Origin of the sequence: Variovorax beijingensis (assembly GCF_007828835.1) — a bacterium.
GTDB lineage: Bacteria > Pseudomonadota > Gammaproteobacteria > Burkholderiales > Burkholderiaceae_C > Variovorax > Variovorax beijingensis_A.
In genome coordinates this window covers 143,005-163,911 of the sequence record NZ_VIVL01000001.1, presented here as the reverse complement: position 1 = coordinate 163,911, position 20,907 = coordinate 143,005, and the positions used below count along the sequence as shown (strand labels likewise).

Sequence of the window (20,907 nt, the reverse complement as noted above, 5' to 3'; positions counted from 1 at the left end):
TCCGCCGGTGTCGCCCCCTCGAGGGGGGAGTCGAGCTACACGAAGTGAGCGAGGGACGGGGGTGGGTCACATCCTGCATCCGCGGGCCGGGTCCGTCAGGCCCTTGATCGCGATGCTCACCAGCTTGTTCTCCTTGCCTTCCACCTTGCGCAGGTAGATGTCCTGCACCGGGTTGTGCGACTTGCTCATCGTGAACGTGCCGCGCGGGCTGTCGATCTTCGCCTTCTCGATGGCGGCGGTGAACTCGGCCTTCTTGCCGATGTCGCCCTTGGTGGCGGCCAGGCCCACGCCCAGCATCTGCGCTGCGTCGTAGCCCTGCACGGCATACACGTCGGGCTGCAGCTTGAAGGCCTTGGCGTAGCCGACGCGGAAGGCGTTGTCGCGCGCGGTGTTGAGGCCGTCGGCATAGTGCAGCGTGGTCAGCATGCCTTGCGCGGCTTCGCCCTGCGCATCCAGGGTGCCGTCGGTCAGGAAGCCCGGGCCGTAGAGCGGAATCGTCTTGTTGAGGCCTGCGGCCTGGTAGTCCTTGACGAACTTCACCGCGCCGCCGCCCGCGAAGAAGGCATACACCGCATCGGGCTTGGCCGCCGCGATCTCGGTCAGGAGCGCCTGGAACTCCACGTTGGGAAAGGGCAGCGTGAGCTGCTTCTCGACCTTGCCGCCATTCTTCTCGAAGCCTTCCTTGAAGCCGTTGACCGACTCGTCGCCGGCCGCGTACTTCCAGGTGATGGTCATCGCCTTCTTCTTGCCCTGCTGCTTGGCCGCCACTTCGCCCATCGCGTAGGCCGGCTGCCAGTTGCTGAACGAGCTGCGGAAGATGTTGGGCGCGCACATCGGGCCCGTGACCGCGTCGGCGCCGGCATTGGGCACGATCAGCACGGTGCCGCTTTCCTTCGCGGCCTTGGCCATGGCCATGGCCACGCCGGAGTGCACCGTGCCCACGATCACGTCGACGTTGTCGCGCTTGATCAGCTTGTTGACGTTGTCGGTGGCCTTGGCGGGGTCGGACTCGTCATCGACCTTGAAGTATTCGATCTCGCGGCCGGCGAGCTTGCCGCCGTGCTCGTCGACATAGAGCTTGAAGCCGTTCTCGATGGCCACGCCCAGCGCGGTGTAGGTGCCGCTGTAGGGCAGCATCAGGCCGACCTTGAGTTTGCCGGTGCCCTGGGCGCCGGCGGCGCTGGCCAGGGCGGCGAAGGCGATCGCGGTGAGCGCGAGGCGGGCGGTACGGATGGTCATGGTGTTTGTCTCCTGTTTTTGGCAATGAAAGAAGTGGCCGCGACGATGACACGATCCGGCTGATCGCGATGCGGGGAATGCCCGCATTCCGGGATTTCGAGCAGCTCGCATCCCCTGACCCGTGCCGCGATGCCGCGGATCTGCGCGAGCGTGCCGTACTCGTCGCCGATGCCCTGGATGGCGAGCACCGGGCAGCGGATGGTGTCGAGCTCGGCCTCGATGTTCCATTCGCGGAAGGGCGGGTGCAGCCAGATGCGGTTCCAGCCCCAGAAGGCCGAGTCGGCGCTGTCGTGGTAGCGGCCGAGCTTCTTCGGCAGGTCGGTCGAGAGGTAGGCGGTGCGGGCCTGTTCGATGTTCGCGACGGTCACGTCCTCCACGAAGATGTGCGGCGCGAGCACCACGAGGCCTTCGACGCGGTCCGGGAAGCGCGAGGCATAAAGCAGCGAGATCGAGCCGCCGTCGCTGTGGCCGAAGAGCCAGGGCTTTTCAGCGTCGAGCTCCAGGGCGGTGAAGAGGGCGGGCAGCACCTCGTGCGCCTGGCGGTGCATGAAGTCGACGTCCCAGATCTCGCCGCCGGCGCGCGGCGTGGAGCGGCCGTAGCCGGGGCGCGAGAACACGAGGCCGCGGGCATTGGCGGCTTCGCAGACTTGCGCGGGGAAGTCCTTCCACATGGCAATCGAGCCGAGGCCTTCGTGCAGGAAGACGATGAGCGGGGCATCGCTGCGTTCGGGGGAGATCCACTGGCATTCGATCTGCACGGGACGGCCGCGCCAGTTGATGGTGGCGAAGTCGGGGGAGCTCATGGTGTTGCTCCTTCCCCCTCCGGGGGAAGGCTGGGATGGGGGCTCCCGGCACTGGCAGAAGCCATGCCTTTGCAAAGGCCGCCTGCCCCCACCCCAACCCTCCCCCGGGAGGGGAGGGAGAAAAAAGGCAAGGGGACGCTCATGCCTGCTTCTCCCGCTCGCGCAAGCGAAAGCGCTGGATCTTCCCCGTCGCCGTCTTCGGCAGCTCCTGCACGAACTCCAGGAAGCGCGGGTACTTGTAGGGCGCGAGCCGTTCCTTCACGAAGGCCTTCAGCTCCTCTTCGCTGACCGACTGGCCGTCCTTCAGCACCACGAAGGCCTTGGTCTTGGTCAGCCCGTCCGCGTCTTCCTTGCCGATCACCGCGGCCTCGAGCACCGCGGGGTGCTGCATCAGCGTGGCTTCCACCTCGAACGGCGACACATAGATGCCGCTGACCTTCAGCATGTCGTCGCTGCGCCCGGCGTAGGTGTAGTAGCCATCGGCGTCGCGCGTGTACTTGTCGCCGCTCTTGGTCCAGCCGCCCTGGAAGGTCTCGCGCGACTTCTCGCGGTTGCACCAGTACATCAGTGCCGAACTCGGGCCGCGGATGTAGAGGTCGCCCACTTCGCCATCGGGCACCGGGCGGCCGTCCTCGCCGCGCAGTTCGACTTCGTAGCCTTCCACCGGCTTGCCCGTGGTGCCGTAGCGCACGTCGCCGGGGCGGTTGGAGATGAAGATGTGCAGCATCTCGGTGGAGCCGATGCCGTCGATGATCTCGCAGCCGAAGTGCGCCTTGAAGCGCTGCGCGATCTCGCCGGGCAATGCCTCGCCGGCGGAAGAACACATGCGCAGGGCCACGGCTTCGCGCGCCGGCAGCTTCGGCGAGGCGAGCATGCCGGCAAAGCCGGTGGGCGCACCGAAGAACACGGTGGGCTTGTGCTCCACCCAGCGGCGGAAGGTCGCGTCCGGCGTCGGCCGCTCGGCCATCAGCACCACGGTCGCACCGACCGAGAGCGGAAAGGTCAGCGCGTTGCCCAGGCCGTACGCGAAGTACATCTTGGCGGCCGAGAAGCACACATCGTTCTCGGTCAGCCCGAGCACCGGCTTGCCGTAGAGCTCGGCCGTCCACCACAGGTTGGCATGCGTGTGGACCGTGCCCTTGGGCTTGCCGGTAGAGCCGGAGGAATACAGCCAGAAGCCGGGGTCGTCGGAGGCCGTGGGCGCGGGCGCCGCCATCGGCGCGGTGGCTGCGAGCGCGGCTTCGAATTCCTGCGCGCCATCGGGCAGCGCGCCCGCGGGCTGCGAGACGATCAGCGTGTGCACTTCATGCGCGCCGAGCGCCATCGCCTCCTGCAGCGTGGGCAGCAGCGTGCCCGACACCAGCGCAGCCTGCGCGCGGCTGTGGTCGAGCATGTAGGCGTAGTCCGCGGGCGTGAGCAGCGTGTTGACGGCGACGGGAACGATGCCGGCATAGAGGCAGCCCAGAAAGCTCACGGGCCAGTCGCTGCTGTCGAGCATCAGCAGCAGCACGCGCTCTTCGCGCCGCACGCCGGCGGCCTTGAGCGCCGCGGCCAGGCGGCGCGCGCGATCCTCGAGCTGGCCGTAGGCGAGCGTGCCGCGGTCGTCGATGTAGGCCGTGCTATCGGCGCGGCCGCGGTTCAGGGCGAACAGGTGTTCGGCGAAATTGAAGCGTTGGGGCAGGGGCATGGTTGTCTCCTTCGGCCGGGTTCTTTTTCTAGAGGCCCAGTGCGGCCAGCACGCCGGGGCTCGCCTGCACCGCGCTGCAGCGGTGGTAGAAATCCAGCGCGCGCAGGCCGCCGAGTTCGGCGCCGCCACCCGCGCGGCCCGGGCCGCCGTGCAGCGACATCGGCATCACGTTGCCATGGCCGGTGTGGGCCTGCGCGACTTCGGGCGAGATCACGTGCACGCGGCCGTGGCTCGGCGCGACGGCGAGCGCGGCCTGCGCCAGCGCGGCGTCGTCGCTGCCATAGAGCGAGGTCACGAGCGAGCCCTGGCCACGGTGTGCCAGCGCAATGCCGTGCGCCAAATCGCGGTACGGCAGCAGCGTGGCGACCGGCCCGAACACTTCCACGTCATGCACGCGCTGCGCCGCATCGGCATCGCGCGCGCCCAGCAGCACGGGGCCGATGCAGGCGGCCACGGACGGTTCGGCATCGATCAGCGGCGTGTTGCGGCCGTCGTACAGCAGGCTGGCCTGCGCAGACAGTGCCTCCAGGCCTTCGCTCACGGCCTTCATCTGCGCCCGGCTCACGAGCGCACCCATGCGCACGTTCTCGTTGCGCGGATTGCCGACCGTGATGCCCGCGAGCTTGGCGCTGATGGCTTCGGCCGCCGCGTCATAGAGCTCGGCCGGCACGAGGATGCGGCGGATCGCGGTGCACTTCTGGCCCGACTTGACCGTCATCTCGCGCACCGCTTCGCGCACCAGCAGGTTGAAGGCCTCGCTGCCGGCCGCGGCACCGGGCAGCAGCAGGGCGCTGTTGAGGCTGTCGGCCTCGATGTTCGCGCGCACCGAGCGTTCGGCCACGGCCGCGTGCGAGCGGATCACGGCGGCCGTCTCGGCCGAGCCGGTGAACGAGACCACGTCGAAGGGCTGCAGCGCATCCATCAAGCCCGCCGAGCTGCCGCAGACGACCGAGAGCGCACCCGCGGGCAGCACGCCCGCATCGACCACGTCCTTGACCATGCGCTGCGTGAGCCAGGCGGTGGCCGTGGCGGGCTTCACGATCACCGGCACGCCCGAGAGCAGCGCCGGCGCGGCCTTTTCCCACAGGCCCCACGACGGGAAATTGAAGGCGTTGATGAAGAGGGCCACGCCGTGCGTCGGCACCTGCAGGTGCTGCGACTGGAACACCGGCTCCTTGCCGAGCTTCACGGCCTCGCCGTCGCGCAGCGCGCGCACGTCGCCGAGCGCATCGCCCCACTTCGCGTACTGGCCCAGCGTGAAGATCGCACCGTCGATGTCGACGGCCGAATCGTTCTTCACCGTGCCGGAGTTCGCGGTGGCGATCTCGTAGTAGGCGTCGCGGTTGGCCTGCAGCACCTTCACGATGGCGCCGAGCAGCCCGCCACGCTGGCGATAGCTGAGGGCGCGCAGCGCGCGGCCGCCCTGTTCGCGCGCAAAGGCAAAGGCGGCGGGCAGGTCCAGGCCGGTGGCGTCGACGCGCACGAGCTCGGTGCCCAGCACCGGATCGAAGAGCGGCGTGCCGGCGCCCGATCCGCCTTGCCAGCGGCCGGCGATGTAATTGGGGAGGAGTTCGGTCATGCGGTGAACTTGATCTGCCCTTCGGGCAGGAGATAGAGAACCAGGGCGCGGCCGTTCGCCACGGTCGGCTGGTGCGCGGTGCCGGGCCCGTAGACGCACCAGCCCGCGGGCCGGCCGTCGAAGGTGGCGCCGGGGCTGCCTTCGAGCGGCATGATCAGGTCGATCTCGCCGTTCGGATGGGTGTGGTGCGGCCCCGCGATGTCCTGCATGTCGACCACGTCGACCGAGAAGCGGTGCAGCGCGTCCTCGGCCTTGAACACGCGGCCGTAGCGGATGCCGCCGCCTTCGCGCTCGCACAGCCAGCCTTCGGCCACGCCGCCGATGCAGGCCTGGCGCAGCGCCTCGAAGCGCGCGCTGCCTGCGCCGTGCGTGGCATTGAGCCACTGGTCGAGATGTTCGTCGAGCGGCCGGCCGGCGATTTCGGCGGCCAGGCCGGCGATCAACTGATGAAATGCTTCCTTGCTGGACATTGGCGGGCTTCCTTTTTGGAGGCTGGCTGGCAGGGTGAATGGCGCAGCGAACTTTTGGACTACCTTGCAGGATTGGTGCGCGTGCAGTATCTTGCTTGTGGCCGAACAATAAGCATCGACTCCATGGGTGTCAAGCAATATAGTGCATCTATGGTGTTTACCCTGAGCGCGCACAATCCCGGCCAAGAACGAGGACATGCATGAACGAGCACGTAGACGCGGTGCTGGCCCCCGCGCCCGAAGAAGGCCAACGCGCCGGCAACCCGGCGGCACCGGCCGCGGAGGCCAAGAATCCATTGCTGGCGGCATTGGGCGAGCGCGTGCGCAATCTGCGCGCGCAGCGCGGCCTCACGCGCAAGGCGGTAGCCATTGCGGCCGACGTGTCGGAGCGGCACCTGGCCAATCTCGAATACGGCATCGGCAATGCGTCGATCCTGGTGCTGCAGCAGGTGGCTGGCGCGCTGCATTGTTCGCTGGCCGAGCTGGTCGGCGACGTGACCACCAGTTCGCCCGAATGGCTGCTGATCCGCGAGCTGCTCGAGAACCGCAGCGAGGCCGACCTGCGCCGCGTGCGCGTGGCGGTGGGTGAGTTGCTGGGCACGGCCTCGGTCGATCCGGCGCGCCACCGCCGCATCGCGCTCGTGGGCCTGCGCGGCGCGGGCAAGTCGACGCTCGGCCAGATGCTGGCCGACGACCTCGACGTGCCCTTCGTGGAGCTGAGCCGCGACATCGAGAAGCTCGCGGGCTGCAGCGTGCGCGAGATCCACGACCTCTATGGCACCAATGCCTACCGCCGCTACGAGCGCCGCGCGCTCGAGGAAACCATCCAGATCTACGGCGAGGTGGTCATCGCCACGCCGGGCGGCATCGTCTCGGACCCGGCCACCTTCAACGAACTGCTCGCGCACTGCACCACCGTGTGGCTGCAGGCCGCGCCCGAGGAGCACATGGGCCGCGTGGCCGCGCAGGGCGACACCCGTCCCATGGCCGCCAGCAAGGAAGCGATGGAAGACCTGCGCCGCATCCTGAACGGCCGCGCCGCCTTCTATTCGAAGGCCGATCTCTCGGTGGACACCAGCGGCAAGACGCTGGCGCAGAGCTTCCAGGCGCTGCGCGCCGTGGCCCGCCAGTCGATGGGGATTGCCTAGGCTCGCCCCCAGTCTTCGCGCACTTCGTGTCGCTACGCCAACCCCCTACCCGGGGCAACACCAGCGGCCCGGCAAAGCCGATTCCGCGGTGTTCGCTGGAAAAAAGGCCGCCTCAATGTCTGGCCATGCCTGAAATCTGAAAAAAAGAGATTCAGGCATTGACTTGCCTGTTCGCATGCAGCATGATGCATGTCATCGGAACCGGAGTGTGCATTATTTTTCCGGTTTGCATCTGCCCCCACAGGAGACTTCCGTATGACCGAGACCACGACCCTTCAGGCGCCCCCGCGCGTCGACTACCGCATCGAACCCGCGCAATACAGGCACTGGAAGCTCAGCTTCGAAGGGCCGGTGGCGCGGCTGGTGCTCGACATCGCGGAAGACGGCGGCATCCGCCCCGGCTACAAGCTCAAGCTCAACAGCTACGACCTGGGCGTGGACATCGAGCTCAACGACGCGCTCAACCGCGTGCGCTTCGAGCATCCCGAGGTGCGCAGCGTGATCGTCACCAGCGGCAAGGACCGCATCTTCTGCTCGGGCGCCAACATCTTCATGCTCGGCGTGTCGAGCCACGCCTGGAAGGTGAACTTCTGCAAGTTCACCAACGAGACGCGCAACGGCATCGAGGATTCGTCGAAGCATTCGGGCCTCAAGTTCATCGCGGCCGTGAACGGCGCCTGCGCCGGCGGCGGCTACGAGCTGGCGCTGGCCTGCGACGAGATCCTGCTGGTGGACGACCGCTCCTCCGCCGTCTCGCTGCCGGAGGTGCCGCTGCTCGGCGTGCTGCCCGGCACCGGCGGCCTGACCCGCGTGACCGACAAGCGCCATGTGCGCCATGACCTGGCCGACATTTTCTGCACCAGCGTCGAAGGCGTGCGCGGCCAGCGCGCGGTCGAATGGCGCCTGGTCGATGCCGTGGCCAAGCCCGCGCAGTTCGCTGCCGCCGTGCAGGAGCGTGCTGCGCAGCTCGCCGCTGCGAGCGACCGCCCCGCCAGCGGCAAGGGCGTGGCGCTGAGCCGGCTCGAACGCACCGACAGCGCCGACGGCATCGCCTATTCGCACGTCGACGTGAAGATCGACCGCAGCAAGCGCACCGCCACCCTCACCGTCAAGGCACCCGCGGGCACGCAGCCCGCGGACATTGCCGCCATCGAAGCGGCGGGCGCCGCGTGGTGGCCGCTGGCCGTGTGCCGCGAGCTCGACGACGCGATCCTCAACCTGCGCACCAACGAGCTCGACATCGGCACCTGGCTGCTCAAGACCGAGGGCGACGCGCAGGCCGTGCTCGCGTCGGATGCCGTGATGCTCGCCCACAAGGACCACTGGCTGGTGCGCGAGACCATCGGCGCGCTGCGCCGCACGCTGGCGCGGCTGGACGTGTCGTCGCGCAGCCTGTTTGCGCTGGTCGAGGCGGGCTCCTGCTTTGCCGGCACCTTGGCCGAGCTGGCCTTTGCCGCCGACCGCAGCTATATGCTCGCGCTGCCCGACGATGCCGCGCGCGCACCGAAGCTCGTGCTCAACGAATTCAACTTCGGCTTCTTCCCGATGGTGAACGACCAGAGCCGCCTGCAGCGCCGCTTCTACGAAGAAGCCGCGCCGCTGGACGCCGCCCGCGCCGCCGCCGGCCAGCCGCTCGATGCCGACGAAGCCCTGAAGCTCGGCCTCGTCACCGCCGCGCCCGACGACATCGACTGGGACGACGAGATCCGCATCGCCGTCGAGGAGCGCGCCGCCATGTCGCCCGACGCGCTCACCGGCCTCGAAGCCAACCTGCGCTTCGCAAGCCGGGAGAACATGGCTACCCGCATCTTCGGCCGGCTCACCGCCTGGCAGAACTGGATCTTCAACCGCCCCAACGCCGTCGGCGAGAAGGGCGCGCTCAAGGTCTACGGCACCGGCGAGAAAGCCGGCTTCGACTTGAATCGCGTTTGAACTGGCAGCCTGAACAACCCAAGGAACAACGATGAGCACGATCAACTACAGCGAGAAGATCCCCAACAACGTCAACCTCGGCGAAGACCGCACGCTGCAGCGCGCGCTCGAAGGCTGGCAGCCCAACTTCATCAACTGGTGGGACGACGTGGGCCCCGAGGGATCGACCAACCACGAGGTCTACCTGCGCACGGCCGTGAGCGTCGACCCGCAGGGCTGGGCCCAGTTCGGCCACGTGAAGATGCGCGACTACCGCTGGGGCATCTTCCTGAACCCCGGCGACGCCAACCGCGAGATCCACTTCGGCGACCACAAGGGCGAGAAGGCCTGGCAGGACGTGCCCGGCGAACACCGCGCCAACCTGCGCCGCATCATCGTGACGCAGGGCGACACCGAGCCCGCCTCGGTCGAGCAGCAGCGCCACCTGGGCCTCACGACGCCTTCGATGTACGACCTGCGCAACCTGTTCCAGATCAACGTGGAAGAGGGCCGCCACCTGTGGGCCATGGTCTACCTGCTGCACAAGCACTTCGGCCGCGACGGCCGCGAGGAGGCCGAGGCGCTCTTGCAGCGCACCTCGGGCGACCAGGACAACCCGCGCATTCTGGGTGCCTTCAACGAGAAGACGCCCGACTGGCTCGCGTTCTTCATGTTCACCTACTTCACCGACCGCGACGGCAAGTTCCAGCTGGCCGCGCTGGCCGAGAGCGCCTTCGATCCGCTGGCGCGCACCACCAAGTTCATGCTGACCGAGGAAGCGCACCACATGTTCGTGGGCGAGAGCGGCGTCTCGCGCGTGCTCGCGCGCACCGCGCAGGTCATGAACGAGCTCAAGACCGACGACCCGCAGAAGGTGCGCGCGGCCGGCGCCATCGACCTGGGCACGATCCAGCGCTACCTGAACTTCCACTACAGCGTGACCATCGACCTGTTCGGCGCCGACCAGTCGAGCAACGCCGCCATCTTCTACAGCTCTGGCCTGAAGGGCCGCTACGAAGAAGGCAAGCGGGGCGACGACCACGTGCTCAAGGGCCAGACCTACAAGGTGCTGGAAGTGAAGGACGGCCAGCTCGTCGAGAAGGACGTGCCGATGCTCAACGCCCTCAACGAAGTGCTGCGCGACGACTTCATCAAGGACTCGGTGGCCGGCGTCGGCCGCTGGAACAAGGTGCTCGAGAAGGCCGGCATTCCCACGCGCCTGACCGTGCCGCACAAGGCCTTCAACCGCCAGATCGGCGCGCTCGCCGGCATCAAGATGTCGCCCGAGGGCCGCGTGGTGAACGACGTGGAATGGGCCGCCAAGAAGAGCGAGTGGTTGCCCAGTGCCGAAGACTTCGCTTTCGTGGCATCGTTGATGGGCCGCGTGGTCGAGCCGGGCAAGTTCGCGGGCTGGATCTCGCCGCCGGTGATGGGCATCAACCGCCAGCCGGTGGATTTCGAGTACGTGCGTTTCGGCTGATTGGTATTGGTATTGCTCCTTCCCCTTCCGGGGGAAGGCTGGGATGGGGGCAGCAGCGCGACCACGACAAGCGCCGCGGGCCCCCACCCAACCCTCCCCCGAAAGGGGAGGGCTTTCAGGAGAGAACAACATGGACATGGCCGTTGAAGCCGGAGTCATCAAGCAGCACCTGATCGACCCCGAGATCTGCATCCGCTGCAACACCTGCGAGGCCACCTGCCCCGTCAACGCGATCACGCACGACGACAACAACTACGTCGTGCGGGCCGACGTCTGCAATGGCTGCATGGCCTGCATCTCGCCGTGCCCCACGGGTTCGATCGACAACTGGCGCACCATGCCGCTGGTGCGCGCCTACACGATCGAGGAACAGCTCAGCTGGGAATCGCTGCCCGCGGAGCTCACGCCCGAGGAGCTGGAAGCCGCTGGCGTGTCCGCCGAAGCGGCCGGCGATGCGGCAGCCGCCGTGCCCGCGCAGACCCAGGCGCAAGCCCAGGCCGCGGTCGAGTCCGTCGAGCCCGCCTTCAACTCCGCCCAGTACGGCGCCACCGTGCCGCCCTGGTCGGCCGCGCACGCCTACACCAACCTCTTTGCGCCCAAGTCGCCGACCACGGCCACCGTGGTGGGCAACTTCAACTGCACCGAGGCCGGCTTCGACAGCGAGACCCACCACATCGTGCTCGACTTCGGCGTGGTGCCGTTCCCGGTGCTCGAAGGCCAGTCGATCGGCATCGTCCCGCCGGGCGTCGATGCTACGGCCAAGCGCCACCATGCGCGCCAGTACTCGGTGGCCAGCCCGCGCAACGGCGAGCGGCCCGGCTACAACAACGTGTCGCTCACCGTGAAACGCGTGACCGAGGACCACCAGGGCGACCCGGTGCGCGGCGTGTGCTCGAACTACATCTGCGACCTGAAGGTGGGCGACACGGTGCAGGTAGTGGGGCCCTTCGGTTCCTCGTTCCTGATGCCGAACCATCCCAAGTCGCACATCGTGATGATCTGCACCGGCACCGGCAGCGCGCCGATGCGCGCCATGACCGAATGGCGCCGGCGCCTGCGCAAGAGCGGCAAGTTCGAAGGCGGCAAGCTCATGCTGTTCTTTGGCGCGCGCACCCAGCAGGAGCTGCCGTACTTCGGTCCGCTGCAGTCGCTGCCCAAGGACTTCATCGACATCAACCTCGCGTTCTCGCGCACGCCGGGCCAACCCAAGCGCTACGTGCAGGACCTGATGCGCGAGCGCGCCGCCGACCTGGCCGCGCTGCTGAAGGACGGCGCGAGCCACTTCTACGTGTGCGGGCTCAAGAGCATGGAAGAAGGCGTGGTGCTCGCATTGCGCGACGTGGCGAAGGAAGCCGGGCTCGACTGGGACACCGTCGGCGCCGCATTGAAGCGCGAAGGCCGCCTGCACCTGGAGACGTATTAAGCTGCGGCGAATGAAGTTCGCCGACTTCCACCCCGGCCAGGTCATCAAGGCCGGGCCCTACGTCGTGTCCGAAGCGGAGCTCGTCGGCTTTGCGCAGGCCTACGACCCGCAGTGGTTCCACACCGACGCCGTCGCCGCCGCGGACAGCGCCTTCGGCGGACTGATCGCGAGCGGCTGGCACACCTGCTCGATCGCGATGCGGCTCGTGGTCGATGCCGCACTCAGGGGCTCGGAGTCCTTTGCGTCGCCGGGACTCGAGCATGTGCGCTGGCCGCATCCGGTGCGGCCCGGCGATGCCTTGCGGCTGGTGGCCGACGTCATCGAGGCGCGGCGCTCCGAAAAACGGCCGACGCTCGGCATCCTGCGCTGGCGCTGGCGGCTCTTCAACCAGCGCGAGCTGATGGTGCTCGATGTCGAAGTGACGAGCCTGTTCAGGCTGGAAGCAAGTTAAAAAAGCCCGCGGCGCATCGCACCGCGGGCTTCTTTCCCTGAGCGAAGTGCTTTATTTCTTGACGTCGACCGCGCCGGAACCCTGCGCCTTGCCGCGCGCCTTGGCATCCACGGCTGGCGCCTTCAGCGCGCCGCCGGCCGAGCCCGCGGCGCCGGTCGCGCCGCCCAACGTGTCGCCCACGACGTTCGTCGCGCCGGTCACGTTGCGGGCCGTGCCGGTCGCAGCATTGGCGGCGCCGCCCACCGCGCCGGTCGCGCCGCTGACTGCGCCAGTGGCACCGCCGACCGCGCCCGTCGCGCCACCGACCACGCCGCCCAGGGTATTGCCCAGGCCGCCTGCGGCCTTGCCGGGGACTTCGACCGGCTGCACGCCGGCGCTTCCCTCGGTGCGCGTCTGCGCGGCTGCATCGGTGCGTGCACCGGCGCCCGCGGCGCCCTGGCGTTGGGTCGCGTTCGCGCTGCCCGATGTGTTGACATCGGCATTCACGCCCACGCCGACCCCGACGCCTTGTGCCTGTGCGAAGCCGCTCATGGCAAGAAGGCCTGCGAGCAAGGCGCCGACGAAAAGGGATTTGTGTTGTTGCTGCTTCATAGGTGACTTTTCCTTTCGTTGAATGGTCATTGACCAGAACCGGCTTTGGGCCAGTTCGGTCGCTACCGTGACCACCTCCGCACATGTCGCCGTGTGCGAGGCGGCCGCCGGCGCGTGTGGGACGCCTCCGTCGTCCGGAATGGGGGGTGATGCGTTAGGCGGCGCCTCCTTCTTGCCTGCGAGAGGATCAGAACCAGCACGGCGGGAGGCCAGGCAACCTTTTCAGCGGCAGGGTCAAAGGCGATCTTCCTGGATGCCCGGCCTTTCATGCAACTAATAATGTTGCATGAAACGAGACAGCAAGCTTTCAGGCGTTCTCCACGCACTGCTGCACATGGCCGAGATGGAAGGGCCCGTCACCTCCGAATCGCTGGCCATGGCCATGCAGACCAACCCCGTCGTCGTGCGCCGGGTCATGGCGGGCCTGCGCCAGGCCGGCTTCGTGAGTTCGGCCAAGGGCCATGGCGGCGGCTGGGTGCTGTCGTGCCCGCTCGATGCCGTGACGCTCGGCGACATCCACCAGGCCGTGGGGTCTCCGGCGCTGCTGGCCATGGGCAACCGCACCGAGAGCCCCGGCTGCATCGTCGAGCAGGCCGTGAACGCGGCGCTCGACGGCGCCTGCCGCGAGGCCGAGGCCCTGCTGCTCGAGCGTTTCAGCAGCATCACGCTGGCCGATCTTTCCCGGGACTTTCATCGCCGCATGACGGGCGGCGGCTTCACTCGCAAGGACATCGAACATGCACTATGACGCTCTGGTCGTGGGCGGCAGTTTTGCCGGCCTCTCCGCTGCCCTGCAGCTTGCGCGCGCGCGAAAAAAGGTCTGCATCGTCGATGCGGGCGCGCCGCGCAACCGCTTCGCCGCCGCTTCGCACGGCTTCTTCGGCCAGGACGGCACGCCGCCGCTGAAGATGATTGCCGATGCGCGCGCCAAGGTGCTCGCGTATCCGAATGCCAGCTTCGTCGAGGGCCGGGTCGCCGAGGCGCAGGCCGATGGCGCGGGCGGGTTCGCTGTTTCGCTCGAAAGCGGCGGCGCGCCGCTGTCGGCCCGCCGGATCGTGCTCGCCTTCGGTGTCGAGGACGGCTTTCCGCAGATCGAGGGCGTGCGCGAACGCTGGGGCCACAGCGTGCTGCACTGCCCGTACTGCCACGGCTATGAAGTCGGCGGCCGGCGCCTGGGCATCCTGATCGAGCGGCCGCATGCGCCCGAGCATGCGATCCTGTTCGCCGAATGGGGATCGGCCACGCTGTTCCTCAACGGCAACAACACGGTGGACGAGGAGACGCGCGCCAGGCTGCAGGCGCGCGGCGTGGCGATCGAGCCGGGCCCCATCGCGGCGCTCGAGGGGCCGTCGCCTGCCGAGCTCTCGGACGTGCGCCTCGCGGACGGGCGGCGCGTGCCGCTCGATGCGATGTTCCTCGTGCCGCGCACGCGCCTGGCGAGCCCGCTGGCCGAGCAGCTCGGATGCGCAATCGACGAAGGCGGCTTCGGCCCGCTGATCCGCACCGACGCGATGAAGATGACCACGGTGCCCGGCGTGTTCGCGGCCGGGGATGCGGCCATGATGTTCCACAACGCCACGATGGCTTCGGCCGATGGCGTGATGGCCGGCATTTCGCTGCACCGCGCATCGGTGTTCGGCCACTGAAAAAAACCAGGCTATAATCTGCGGCTCGAAATGCGGGAATAGCTCAGTTGGTAGAGCGCAACCTTGCCAAGGTTGAGGTCGAGAGTTCGAGACTCTTTTCCCGCTCCACATTTCATGCCAAAGGCCACCTCACCGGTGGCCTTTTGCTTTGGGGCGACGGATGTCCTCAGCCCTTCGCGGGCAGCACCATCCCGCGGCTTTCGCCGAAGCCGATGCGCGCATGGCCCGGCTTCTCGCACCAGCCGCGCAGCAGCACCGCGTCGCCGTCTTCGAGAAAGCCGCGCTGCTCGCCGCTGGCCAGCGTGACCGGGTCCTGCGCGGCGCGCGTCAGCTCGATGATCGCGCCGGCCTCGCCCGGCCCCGGTCCCGAGATGGTGCCGCTGCCCAGCAGGTCGCCCGGGTTCAGGCTGCAGCCGCCCACCGTGTGGTGCGCCACCATCTGCGCCACGCTCCAGTACTGGTGCCTGAAGCTCGTGCGCGACAGGCGCGAAGGCCCGCTCCCCTCGCTGCGCGCCTTCTCGCTTTCGAGCCAGACCTCCAGCCGGATGTCGATCGCGCCGCTTTCGCGGTTGCCGCTGCTTTCGAGATAGGCCAGCGGCTGGGGCTCGTTTGCGGGCCGCGTCCAGGCCAGGCGATAGGGCGCGAACGCTTCCATCGTCACGATCCACGGCGAAATGGTGGTCGCGAAGTTCTTCGCAAGGAAGGGACCGAGCGGCGCCATTTCCCAGAACTGGATGTCGCGCGCCGACCAGTCGTTGAGCAGGCAGATGCCGAAGATGTGCTCTTCCGCGCGTTCGAGCGGAATCGCTTCGCCGGCCGCATTGCCTTCGCCGATCCAGATGCCGAGCTCGAGCTCGTAGTCGAGCCGCGCGCAGGCGTGGTACGTGGGCGCCTTCGCACCCGGCGCCATCGTCTGCCCCATCGGCCGATGGAAGCGCTGGCCGCTGATGCCGATGGTCGACACGCGCCCGTGGTAGGCCGTCGGGATCCAGCGGAAGTTGGGCGTCACGTCGCCTTCGGGATTCATCAGGCGGCTGATGTTCAGCGCATGGTCGATGGAGGTGTAGAAGTCCGTGTAGTCGCCGATGCGTGCGGGCACCGTGTATTCGACCTCGGCCTGCGGCACCAGGCATTCGCGCACGGCCTGCACCGTGGCGGCCGGCGCGTCGTCGCGCAGCAAAGCGAAGACCGCATGGCGCAGCGCGCGCCAGGCGGCGGCGCCGAGCGCGAAGAAGTCATTGAGCGTGGGCAGCGCGGCGGCACGGGCGGCGTCGAGCGCGAGGCCGTCGAGCAGCTGGCGCGCGCAGAGCGCGGCCATGTCGAGCACCTGGTCGCCAATGGCCACGCCGCCGCGGAAGGGCTGGGGGCTGCCGGTGCGGCGGAACACCGCATAGGGCAGGTTCTGGATCGGAAAGTCGGTGTCCGGCGCATTGGCCGTGTCGACCCAGCTCCTGGCGTTGGCGTCGTGCGTGTGGTTGAGCGTAATCATCGGCTTGGCCTCTCGCGCTTCAGACCGACGCCATCAATGCATCGTCGAAGATCGCCACCGCACGCGTCCAGCCGGCCGATGCGCCGCGGATCTTGTGCGGAAAGCAGCTGATGAAAAAGCCCGTGGGCGGCAGCGCCTCGAGGTTGTGCAGCTTCTCGAGGTGGCAGTAGCCGATGTCGCGGCCGGCCTTGTGGCCTTCCCAGATGAGGGACGCATCCTGCGTCTCGCCGTACTTCTTCGCGGTGTGCACGAAGGGCGCGTCCCAGCTCCAGGCATCGGTGCCCGTGAGGCGCACGCCGCGCTCCAGCAGGTACATCGTCGCCTCGTAGCCCATGCCCGCACCGGCCGAGACATAGTCGGGGTTGCCGTAGCGCGAGCCGGCGCGCGTGTTGACCACCACGATCTCCAGCGGGCTCAGCGTGTGGCCGATGCGCTTGAGTTCGGCCTCGACGTCGCCGGCCGTGACCACGTAGCCGTCCGCGAAGTGGCGGAAGTCGAGCTTCACGCCGGGCTGGAAGCACCATTCGAGCGGCACCTCGTGGATCGCGATGGCGGGCTTCTTCTCGCCCAGTGCCTTGTCCATGGTGGAGTGGAAGTGGTAGGGCGCGTCGAGGTGCGTGCCGTTGTGCGTCGACAGCTGCACCAGCTCCACGGCCCAGCCTTCGCCGTCGGGCAGGTCTTCCTTCTTGAGCCCGGGAAAGAAGGGCTCGATCTGCTCGTAGGTCTGCTCGTGCGTGAAGTACTGGATCTTCGGCGCGAAGGCCGGCGGATCGGACAGCACGTCGTTTTCCAGGAAGATCGAGAGATCGACGAACTTGCGTGGCATGGCGGGGCTCCTTGTGGAATGGGGATCTGAGGGATGGCGTCAGGGCTGCTGCCAGCGCAGCAGCCGCTTCTCTGCAAAGGCCAGCAGCGCGTTGCTCGCGAAGCCGATCAGCCCGAGCAGCACGATGCCGGCGAAAAGATCGCTGGCGCGAAACGCGCGTGCCGCGAGAAGAATGGCCTGGCCCAGGCCGCTCTGCGAGGCGATCATTTCGCCCACCACCGCAACGATCAGCGCAATGGTCAGCGCAAGCCGCATGCCGGCCAGGATGTCGGGCATGGCGTTGGGCAGGCCCATCTTCCAGACGAAGGCCGCGCGCGACATCTGCAGGCAGCGCGCCACTTCCGAAAGCCGCGGCTCCACCGCCGCGAAGCCATGCACCGTCGCCAGCAGCACCGGCCACATCGCGCCGAAGGCCACCACGAACAGCACCATGCCGGGGTTCAGCCCGAAGATCGAGATCGCGAGCGGCAGCAGCGCCGAGGCGGGCAGCGGGCGAATGAACTCGAGCGTCGGCTGCACCCACGCGCGCACCGCGGGCGACACGCCGATGGCCGCGCCCAGCAGCACGCCGAACAGCGACGCGAGCAGCCAGCCCTGCACCATGCGGCCGACCGTGGCCTGCGTGAAGGCGAGCAGCTCACCGTTGCTGTTCTGGCCGCTGAGGTTGAGGCCTTCGAGCAGGCTTGCGAAGGTGGCCTGCGGCGTCGGCAGGAACACGCGGCTCACCCAGCCCGCGTTGCTCGCCATCCACCACAGCGCAATCCATGCGCAGAGCACGGCAAGCGAGCCGAGCCGGTTCATGATGCCGAGCCGGCCGTGCGCATTGCCGTTCATGGCTGCACCCCCATGCGCCGCGCCACCACGCGCTGCAGCCGCACCATGCCCGCATTGACCGCAAAGCCCACCACGCCGATCCAGCCGAGCCACGCAAGCATCAGCGCGGGGTCGAAGCTCTGCTGCGCGATCATCATCGCGTAGCCCATGCCATTGGGATTGGCCGCAATCTCCACCGTGACGGCCACCACCAGCGCCACCGCCACGCCCAGCCGCAGCGCCACGAACAGGCGCGGCACGATGGCCGGCAGCACGATCTTGAAGGCGCGTTCGCGCGCCGAGAGGCCCAGCACGCGGCTCACTTCGAGCAGCCGCGGCTCGATCTGCTGCACCGCCGACTGCACCAGCACCAAGAGCGGCCAGAAGGTGGCAAAGGCGACGATGGCCAGCTCCATGCGCACGCCGAATCCGAAGCTCAGCATCGCGAGCGGAATCAGCGCCACCGAGGGCACGGGCCGCAGCACTTCGATGGAAAGCGAGCCGAGCTGCGCCGCGCGGCGCGAGAGCCCGAGCACCAGGCCCAGCGCAATGCCCAGCACCGCCCCCAGCAGCAGGCCGAGCGCGGCCGTGCCGAGCGTGAAGCCCGTGGCCTGCCACAGCGAGCCATCGAGCGCCGCGCCCATGAAGGCCCGGGCCGCCGCGCTCGGCGGGGCGAGCGCATCGCTGCCCAGCGCCGCCGCACGCCGCGCGTACCACTCGAACAGAGCCAGCAGCAGCAGCGGCAGTACAAAGGGGCGGACCGTACCAGGAACACCGCGGAACCGGCTTTGCCGGGCCGCTGGTGTTGCCCCCGGCGAGGGGGTGGGCGAAGCGACACGAAGTGCGCGAAGACTGGGGGGGTGCCTATCCATGGCCTTGCTCGATGAAGGCGAAGAGTTCGCGCCGCAGATGCAGGTATTCCGGATGCTCCTTGGTCGTGAGCTGGTCGCGCGGCCGCGGAATCTTCACATTGATCATCCGCGCCAGGCTGGGCCGCCCCGGCCCGGGGTTGGCCTGCAGCGCGATCACGCGGTCGCCAAGATAGATGGCCTCTTCGAGATCGTGCGTGACGAACAGCACCGTGAGCCCGTCGTCGCGCACCAGCCGCGCGAGCTCGTCCTGCAGGCTCTGCCGCGTGAGCGCATCGAGCGCGCCGAAGGGCTCGTCCATCATCATCAGCTCGGGCTTCTGCGCGAGGCAGCGGGCGATCTGCGCGCGCTGCTGCATGCCGCCCGAAAGCTGCACCGGAAACTTCTGCGCATGCTTCGCGAGGCCGACCTTGCCGAGCACCTCGGCAATGCGTGGCGCGCGCTCGGCCGCGGGCACGCCAGCCGCTTCGAGCGCGAGGCTCACGTTGCCTTCCACGGTGCGCCAGGGCAGCAGCGCGCGGCCGTAGTCCTGGAACACGAAGGCCACTTCGCGCGACGGCTCGGTCATGGTCACGCCCTTGCGCCGCACCTCGCCGGCGCTCGCGGCCACCAGACCGCTGGCCGCGCGCAGCAGCGTGGTCTTGCCGCAGCCGCTCGGGCCCACGATGCAGACGAACTCGCCGCGCGCCACGTCGAAGGAGGTGGGCGACAGGATTTCGCGCCCGCCGAGCCGGATCGCGACGCCGTCGAAGCGAAGGAAGTCGGCGGCAGCGCTCACTTGGCGATCAGCTTCGCAACGTCGATGGAGGTCTTGAGCATGTCCTGGTCCTTCATCAGGCCGACCCAGTAGCCCAGCTGCTTCTCGTTCACTGTGGCGCCGGGCGGCGAGATCTGGATCTTCGCGAGCACCTCGGGCGGCAGCTTGATGTACTTGCCGATGGCCGCGCGCACCTTGGCGTCGTTCTTTTGCTGCTGCATGAAGGCCGCGGCCTCGACCAGCGACTCGCGGAACGCGCGCGCGGCGCCCGAGTTCTTCGCCACCCATTCGCGCTTGGCCGCGTGCACGATGGTCTGGTTGTTCTCCGGCAGGAAGGTGGAGTAGTACGAGGCCACGTAGCCCGCACCGCTCTCGGTGATGCGGCTCATGAACGGATCGGCCGACACCACCGCGTCGACCGAGCCGCCGCGCAGCAGATCGGCATGCTGCGGGAAGGAGGCCTCGACGAAGTTGACCTTGCGGTAGTCCACGCCGCTGTCCTTGAGCCAGGCACGGAAGGTCACGTGCAGGAACGCGCCGAGCCCGGGCACGCCGATCTTCTTGCCCACGCAGTCCTGCGGGTTCTTGATGCCCGAGCCGGCGCGCGCCACCAGGCCGAAGCCGGTGATCGTCTTCGAGGTGAGGCCGCCGCCGGCCACCAGCACCAGGTCGAGCCCGCCGTCCACCGCCTGCAGGAACACCGAGGGCGTGGGTCCGCCGATCTGCAGCGAATCGGACTGCAGCGCCGCGGGGATGGTGGAGTTGAGCGGAATGAACTTGAGCTCCACGTCGAGATTGCGCTTCTTGAAGTAGCCCTCTTCCGCGGCCACGAAGACCGAGGCGAAGTCGGACACGGCCGTGTAGCCGAACACGATCTTCGGGTTCGATTGCGCGCGCGAGGGCAGCGCCGCGGCGGCCGATGCGGCGGCCAGCGCCGACAGCAGGGTGCGTCGTTTCATCATGTCTTCTGTCTCCTGGGAGTGGTTTTCTTCTGCGGGGCCTTGGGTCGCGGCAGCGCGGCGCGCAGCCCGCCGACGATGAAGTTCACGAGCATCGGCGCCGCGGCCGGATCGCTGCGCCGGTTCTCGCCGTGCGAGAGCCGCTCGATGCGGCTGTCGTTCAGGTGGTGCAGCAGCGCCCCGAGCGAGAACTGGTAGCCCCAGGCCGCCTGCCCGCGCGTGGCATGCGGCAGCGCGATGTGCAGCGCGTCGATGTAGGCCTCGGCCAGCGGATCGAAGTAGCCGCGCAGCACGCGGTCGGCTTCCTCGGTGGCGTGGTAGAGCTCGCGCGCCACCAAGAGCGCGTAGTACTCGCCCTCGGCGCTCGCTCGCAGCGCCAGCACGGGCCCGGTGAAGGCCTCGATGATGCGCGGCAGCGTGCGCGCATCGTCGGGGTCGTTGTTCACGGCCCGAAGGCCCGCCAGCCGCTCCTCGATGCTGTGGCTCCAGTGCTCGAAGATCGCATGGAAGAGCTCGTGCTTCGGGCCGAAGTAATAGCCCACCAGCGCCAGCGGCACGCCCGCTTCCTCGGCGATCTGGCGGATGGTGACCGCGTGGTAGCCGTGCTGCGCAAACAGCTTTTCCGCCGCCAGCAGGATGGCGTGGCGCCGATCGGGCCGGGCCGCTTCGGCGGCTGTGGCCGCGGCGCGGTGGGCGCTTCGCCTGGCGGGCGGGGTGCGGGTATTCATCGGGCGTATTGAACGTCTGTACAAAACTATTGAACACA

The 20,907-nt window shown here is 68.3% G+C and carries 20 protein-coding genes and 1 tRNA gene; 8 read left to right on the top strand and 13 right to left on the bottom strand.

The window, feature by feature from the left end; genetic code table 11:
• Nucleotides 1-66: 66 nt before the first annotated feature.
• From FB547_RS00725 to FB547_RS00705, 5 genes are all read right to left on the bottom strand, one after another.
• Nucleotides 67-1,239 (bottom strand): ABC transporter substrate-binding protein, encoded by a 1,173-nt coding sequence (locus FB547_RS00725; protein ID WP_145738797.1) that lies wholly within the window; start codon nucleotides 1,237-1,239, stop codon nucleotides 67-69.
• Nucleotides 1,236-2,042, bottom strand: coding sequence for an alpha/beta fold hydrolase (locus FB547_RS00720; protein WP_145738796.1), 807 nt, complete (start codon nucleotides 2,040-2,042; stop codon nucleotides 1,236-1,238). The genes FB547_RS00725 and FB547_RS00720 overlap by 4 nt, the downstream gene beginning before the upstream one ends.
• A 139-nt stretch (nucleotides 2,043-2,181) precedes the next feature.
• Nucleotides 2,182-3,729: a benzoate-CoA ligase family protein gene (locus FB547_RS00715; protein WP_145738794.1), complete on the bottom strand. Its 1,548-nt coding sequence runs from the start codon at nucleotides 3,727-3,729 to the stop codon at nucleotides 2,182-2,184.
• A gap of 28 nt (nucleotides 3,730-3,757) precedes the next feature.
• Nucleotides 3,758-5,308, bottom strand: coding sequence for a 3,4-dehydroadipyl-CoA semialdehyde dehydrogenase (locus tag FB547_RS00710; RefSeq protein WP_145738792.1), 1,551 nt, complete (start codon nucleotides 5,306-5,308; stop codon nucleotides 3,758-3,760).
• A complete protein-coding gene (locus FB547_RS00705) occupies nucleotides 5,305-5,778 on the bottom strand; it encodes a DUF4863 family protein (RefSeq protein ID WP_145738790.1) in 474 nt (157 codons plus the stop codon). The genes FB547_RS00710 and FB547_RS00705 overlap by 4 nt, the downstream gene beginning before the upstream one ends.
• Before the next feature lie 200 nt (nucleotides 5,779-5,978).
• Here FB547_RS00705 and FB547_RS00700 point away from each other — a divergent pair, with 200 nt between their 5' ends.
• From FB547_RS00700 to FB547_RS00680, 5 genes are all read left to right on the top strand, one after another.
• Nucleotides 5,979-6,926: a helix-turn-helix transcriptional regulator gene (locus tag FB547_RS00700; protein ID WP_145738787.1), complete on the top strand. Its 948-nt coding sequence runs from the start codon at nucleotides 5,979-5,981 to the stop codon at nucleotides 6,924-6,926.
• Between the two features lie 255 nt (nucleotides 6,927-7,181).
• Nucleotides 7,182-8,858, top strand: a complete 1,677-nt coding sequence (boxC, locus tag FB547_RS00695; protein ID WP_145738786.1) for a 2,3-epoxybenzoyl-CoA dihydrolase — start codon at nucleotides 7,182-7,184, stop codon at nucleotides 8,856-8,858.
• A 31-nt stretch (nucleotides 8,859-8,889) separates the two neighbouring features.
• Nucleotides 8,890-10,317, top strand: a complete 1,428-nt coding sequence (gene boxB, locus FB547_RS00690; protein ID WP_145738784.1) for a benzoyl-CoA 2,3-epoxidase subunit BoxB — start codon at nucleotides 8,890-8,892, stop codon at nucleotides 10,315-10,317.
• Nucleotides 10,318-10,447: 130 nt separating this feature from the next.
• Nucleotides 10,448-11,740 carry a benzoyl-CoA 2,3-epoxidase subunit BoxA gene (gene boxA / locus FB547_RS00685; RefSeq protein ID WP_145738782.1) on the top strand — a complete coding sequence of 431 codons (1,293 nt, stop codon included), beginning with the start codon at nucleotides 10,448-10,450 and terminating at the stop codon, nucleotides 11,738-11,740.
• 10 nt (nucleotides 11,741-11,750) lie between these two features.
• Nucleotides 11,751-12,191, top strand: a complete 441-nt coding sequence (locus FB547_RS00680; protein ID WP_145738780.1) for a MaoC family dehydratase — start codon at nucleotides 11,751-11,753, stop codon at nucleotides 12,189-12,191.
• A gap of 51 nt (nucleotides 12,192-12,242) precedes the next feature.
• On the opposite strand, the gene FB547_RS00675 is transcribed toward FB547_RS00680, so the two are convergent.
• Nucleotides 12,243-12,782 (bottom strand): adhesin, encoded by a 540-nt coding sequence (locus tag FB547_RS00675; RefSeq protein ID WP_145738779.1) that lies wholly within the window; start codon nucleotides 12,780-12,782, stop codon nucleotides 12,243-12,245.
• Nucleotides 12,783-13,068: 286 nt separating this feature from the next.
• On the opposite strand from FB547_RS00675, the gene FB547_RS00670 reads away from it, so the two are divergent.
• The 3 genes from FB547_RS00670 (at nucleotide 13,069) to FB547_RS00660 (ending at nucleotide 14,536) form a co-directional block, all read left to right on the top strand.
• On the top strand, nucleotides 13,069-13,530 hold the full coding sequence (locus FB547_RS00670) for an RrF2 family transcriptional regulator (protein WP_145738777.1): 462 nt from the start codon (nucleotides 13,069-13,071) through the stop codon (nucleotides 13,528-13,530).
• Nucleotides 13,520-14,428, top strand: a complete 909-nt coding sequence (locus tag FB547_RS00665; RefSeq protein WP_145738775.1) for an NAD(P)/FAD-dependent oxidoreductase — start codon at nucleotides 13,520-13,522, stop codon at nucleotides 14,426-14,428. The genes FB547_RS00670 and FB547_RS00665 overlap by 11 nt, the downstream gene beginning before the upstream one ends.
• A gap of 32 nt (nucleotides 14,429-14,460) precedes the next feature.
• Nucleotides 14,461-14,536: transfer RNA gene (locus tag FB547_RS00660), tRNA-Gly, on the top strand.
• 58 nt (nucleotides 14,537-14,594) lie between these two features.
• On the opposite strand, the gene fahA is transcribed toward FB547_RS00660, so the two are convergent.
• The 7 genes from fahA to FB547_RS00625 are packed head-to-tail and all read right to left on the bottom strand — an operon-like array spanning nucleotide 14,595 to nucleotide 20,869.
• Nucleotides 14,595-15,917, bottom strand: coding sequence for a fumarylacetoacetase (fahA, locus tag FB547_RS00655; RefSeq protein ID WP_145738773.1), 1,323 nt, complete (start codon nucleotides 15,915-15,917; stop codon nucleotides 14,595-14,597).
• Between the two features lie 19 nt (nucleotides 15,918-15,936).
• A complete protein-coding gene (locus tag FB547_RS00650) occupies nucleotides 15,937-16,743 on the bottom strand; it encodes a cyclase family protein (RefSeq protein WP_145738771.1) in 807 nt (268 codons plus the stop codon).
• Between the two features lie 39 nt (nucleotides 16,744-16,782).
• Nucleotides 16,783-17,577, bottom strand: a complete 795-nt coding sequence (locus FB547_RS00645) for an ABC transporter permease (protein WP_145738769.1) — start codon at nucleotides 17,575-17,577, stop codon at nucleotides 16,783-16,785.
• A complete protein-coding gene (locus FB547_RS00640; protein ID WP_261380195.1) occupies nucleotides 17,574-18,428 on the bottom strand; it encodes an ABC transporter permease in 855 nt (284 codons plus the stop codon). Before FB547_RS00640 ends, FB547_RS00645 begins: the two co-directional genes overlap by 4 nt.
• A complete protein-coding gene (locus tag FB547_RS00635; protein WP_145738767.1) occupies nucleotides 18,421-19,203 on the bottom strand; it encodes an ABC transporter ATP-binding protein in 783 nt (260 codons plus the stop codon). Before FB547_RS00635 ends, FB547_RS00640 begins: the two co-directional genes overlap by 8 nt.
• On the bottom strand, nucleotides 19,200-20,144 hold the full coding sequence (locus FB547_RS00630) for an ABC transporter substrate-binding protein (protein ID WP_145738765.1): 945 nt from the start codon (nucleotides 20,142-20,144) through the stop codon (nucleotides 19,200-19,202). Before FB547_RS00630 ends, FB547_RS00635 begins: the two co-directional genes overlap by 4 nt.
• Nucleotides 20,141-20,869, bottom strand: a complete 729-nt coding sequence (locus FB547_RS00625; RefSeq protein WP_145738763.1) for a TetR/AcrR family transcriptional regulator — start codon at nucleotides 20,867-20,869, stop codon at nucleotides 20,141-20,143. Before FB547_RS00625 ends, FB547_RS00630 begins: the two co-directional genes overlap by 4 nt.
• Nucleotides 20,870-20,907: the final 38 nt, after the last annotated feature.

What these genes read in the sequence shown, in the direction of transcription:
- FB547_RS00670 (WP_145738777.1), top strand. Translation starts at nt 13,069, where the DNA reads ATGAAACGAGACAGCAAGCTTTCAGGCGTTCTCCACGCACTGCTGCAC.
- FB547_RS00665 (WP_145738775.1), top strand. Translation starts at nt 13,520, where the DNA reads ATGCACTATGACGCTCTGGTCGTGGGCGGCAGTTTTGCCGGCCTCTCC.
- FB547_RS00645 (WP_145738769.1), bottom strand. Translation starts at nt 17,577, where the DNA reads ATGAACGGCAATGCGCACGGCCGGCTCGGCATCATGAACCGGCTCGGC.
- FB547_RS00705 (WP_145738790.1), bottom strand. Translation starts at nt 5,778, where the DNA reads ATGTCCAGCAAGGAAGCATTTCATCAGTTGATCGCCGGCCTGGCCGCC.
- FB547_RS00640 (WP_261380195.1), bottom strand. Translation starts at nt 18,428, where the DNA reads ATGGATAGGCACCCCCCCAGTCTTCGCGCACTTCGTGTCGCTTCGCCC.
- FB547_RS00675 (WP_145738779.1), bottom strand. Translation starts at nt 12,782, where the DNA reads ATGAAGCAGCAACAACACAAATCCCTTTTCGTCGGCGCCTTGCTCGCA.
- boxA (WP_145738782.1), top strand. Translation starts at nt 10,448, where the DNA reads ATGGACATGGCCGTTGAAGCCGGAGTCATCAAGCAGCACCTGATCGAC.
- FB547_RS00725 (WP_145738797.1), bottom strand. Translation starts at nt 1,239, where the DNA reads ATGACCATCCGTACCGCCCGCCTCGCGCTCACCGCGATCGCCTTCGCC.
- FB547_RS00700 (WP_145738787.1), top strand. Translation starts at nt 5,979, where the DNA reads ATGAACGAGCACGTAGACGCGGTGCTGGCCCCCGCGCCCGAAGAAGGC.
- FB547_RS00630 (WP_145738765.1), bottom strand. Translation starts at nt 20,144, where the DNA reads ATGATGAAACGACGCACCCTGCTGTCGGCGCTGGCCGCCGCATCGGCC.
- FB547_RS00680 (WP_145738780.1), top strand. Translation starts at nt 11,751, where the DNA reads ATGAAGTTCGCCGACTTCCACCCCGGCCAGGTCATCAAGGCCGGGCCC.
- fahA (WP_145738773.1), bottom strand. Translation starts at nt 15,917, where the DNA reads ATGATTACGCTCAACCACACGCACGACGCCAACGCCAGGAGCTGGGTC.
- boxB (WP_145738784.1), top strand. Translation starts at nt 8,890, where the DNA reads ATGAGCACGATCAACTACAGCGAGAAGATCCCCAACAACGTCAACCTC.
- FB547_RS00710 (WP_145738792.1), bottom strand. Translation starts at nt 5,308, where the DNA reads ATGACCGAACTCCTCCCCAATTACATCGCCGGCCGCTGGCAAGGCGGA.
- FB547_RS00715 (WP_145738794.1), bottom strand. Translation starts at nt 3,729, where the DNA reads ATGCCCCTGCCCCAACGCTTCAATTTCGCCGAACACCTGTTCGCCCTG.
- FB547_RS00720 (WP_145738796.1), bottom strand. Translation starts at nt 2,042, where the DNA reads ATGAGCTCCCCCGACTTCGCCACCATCAACTGGCGCGGCCGTCCCGTG.
- FB547_RS00625 (WP_145738763.1), bottom strand. Translation starts at nt 20,869, where the DNA reads ATGAATACCCGCACCCCGCCCGCCAGGCGAAGCGCCCACCGCGCCGCG.
- boxC (WP_145738786.1), top strand. Translation starts at nt 7,182, where the DNA reads ATGACCGAGACCACGACCCTTCAGGCGCCCCCGCGCGTCGACTACCGC.
- FB547_RS00650 (WP_145738771.1), bottom strand. Translation starts at nt 16,743, where the DNA reads ATGCCACGCAAGTTCGTCGATCTCTCGATCTTCCTGGAAAACGACGTG.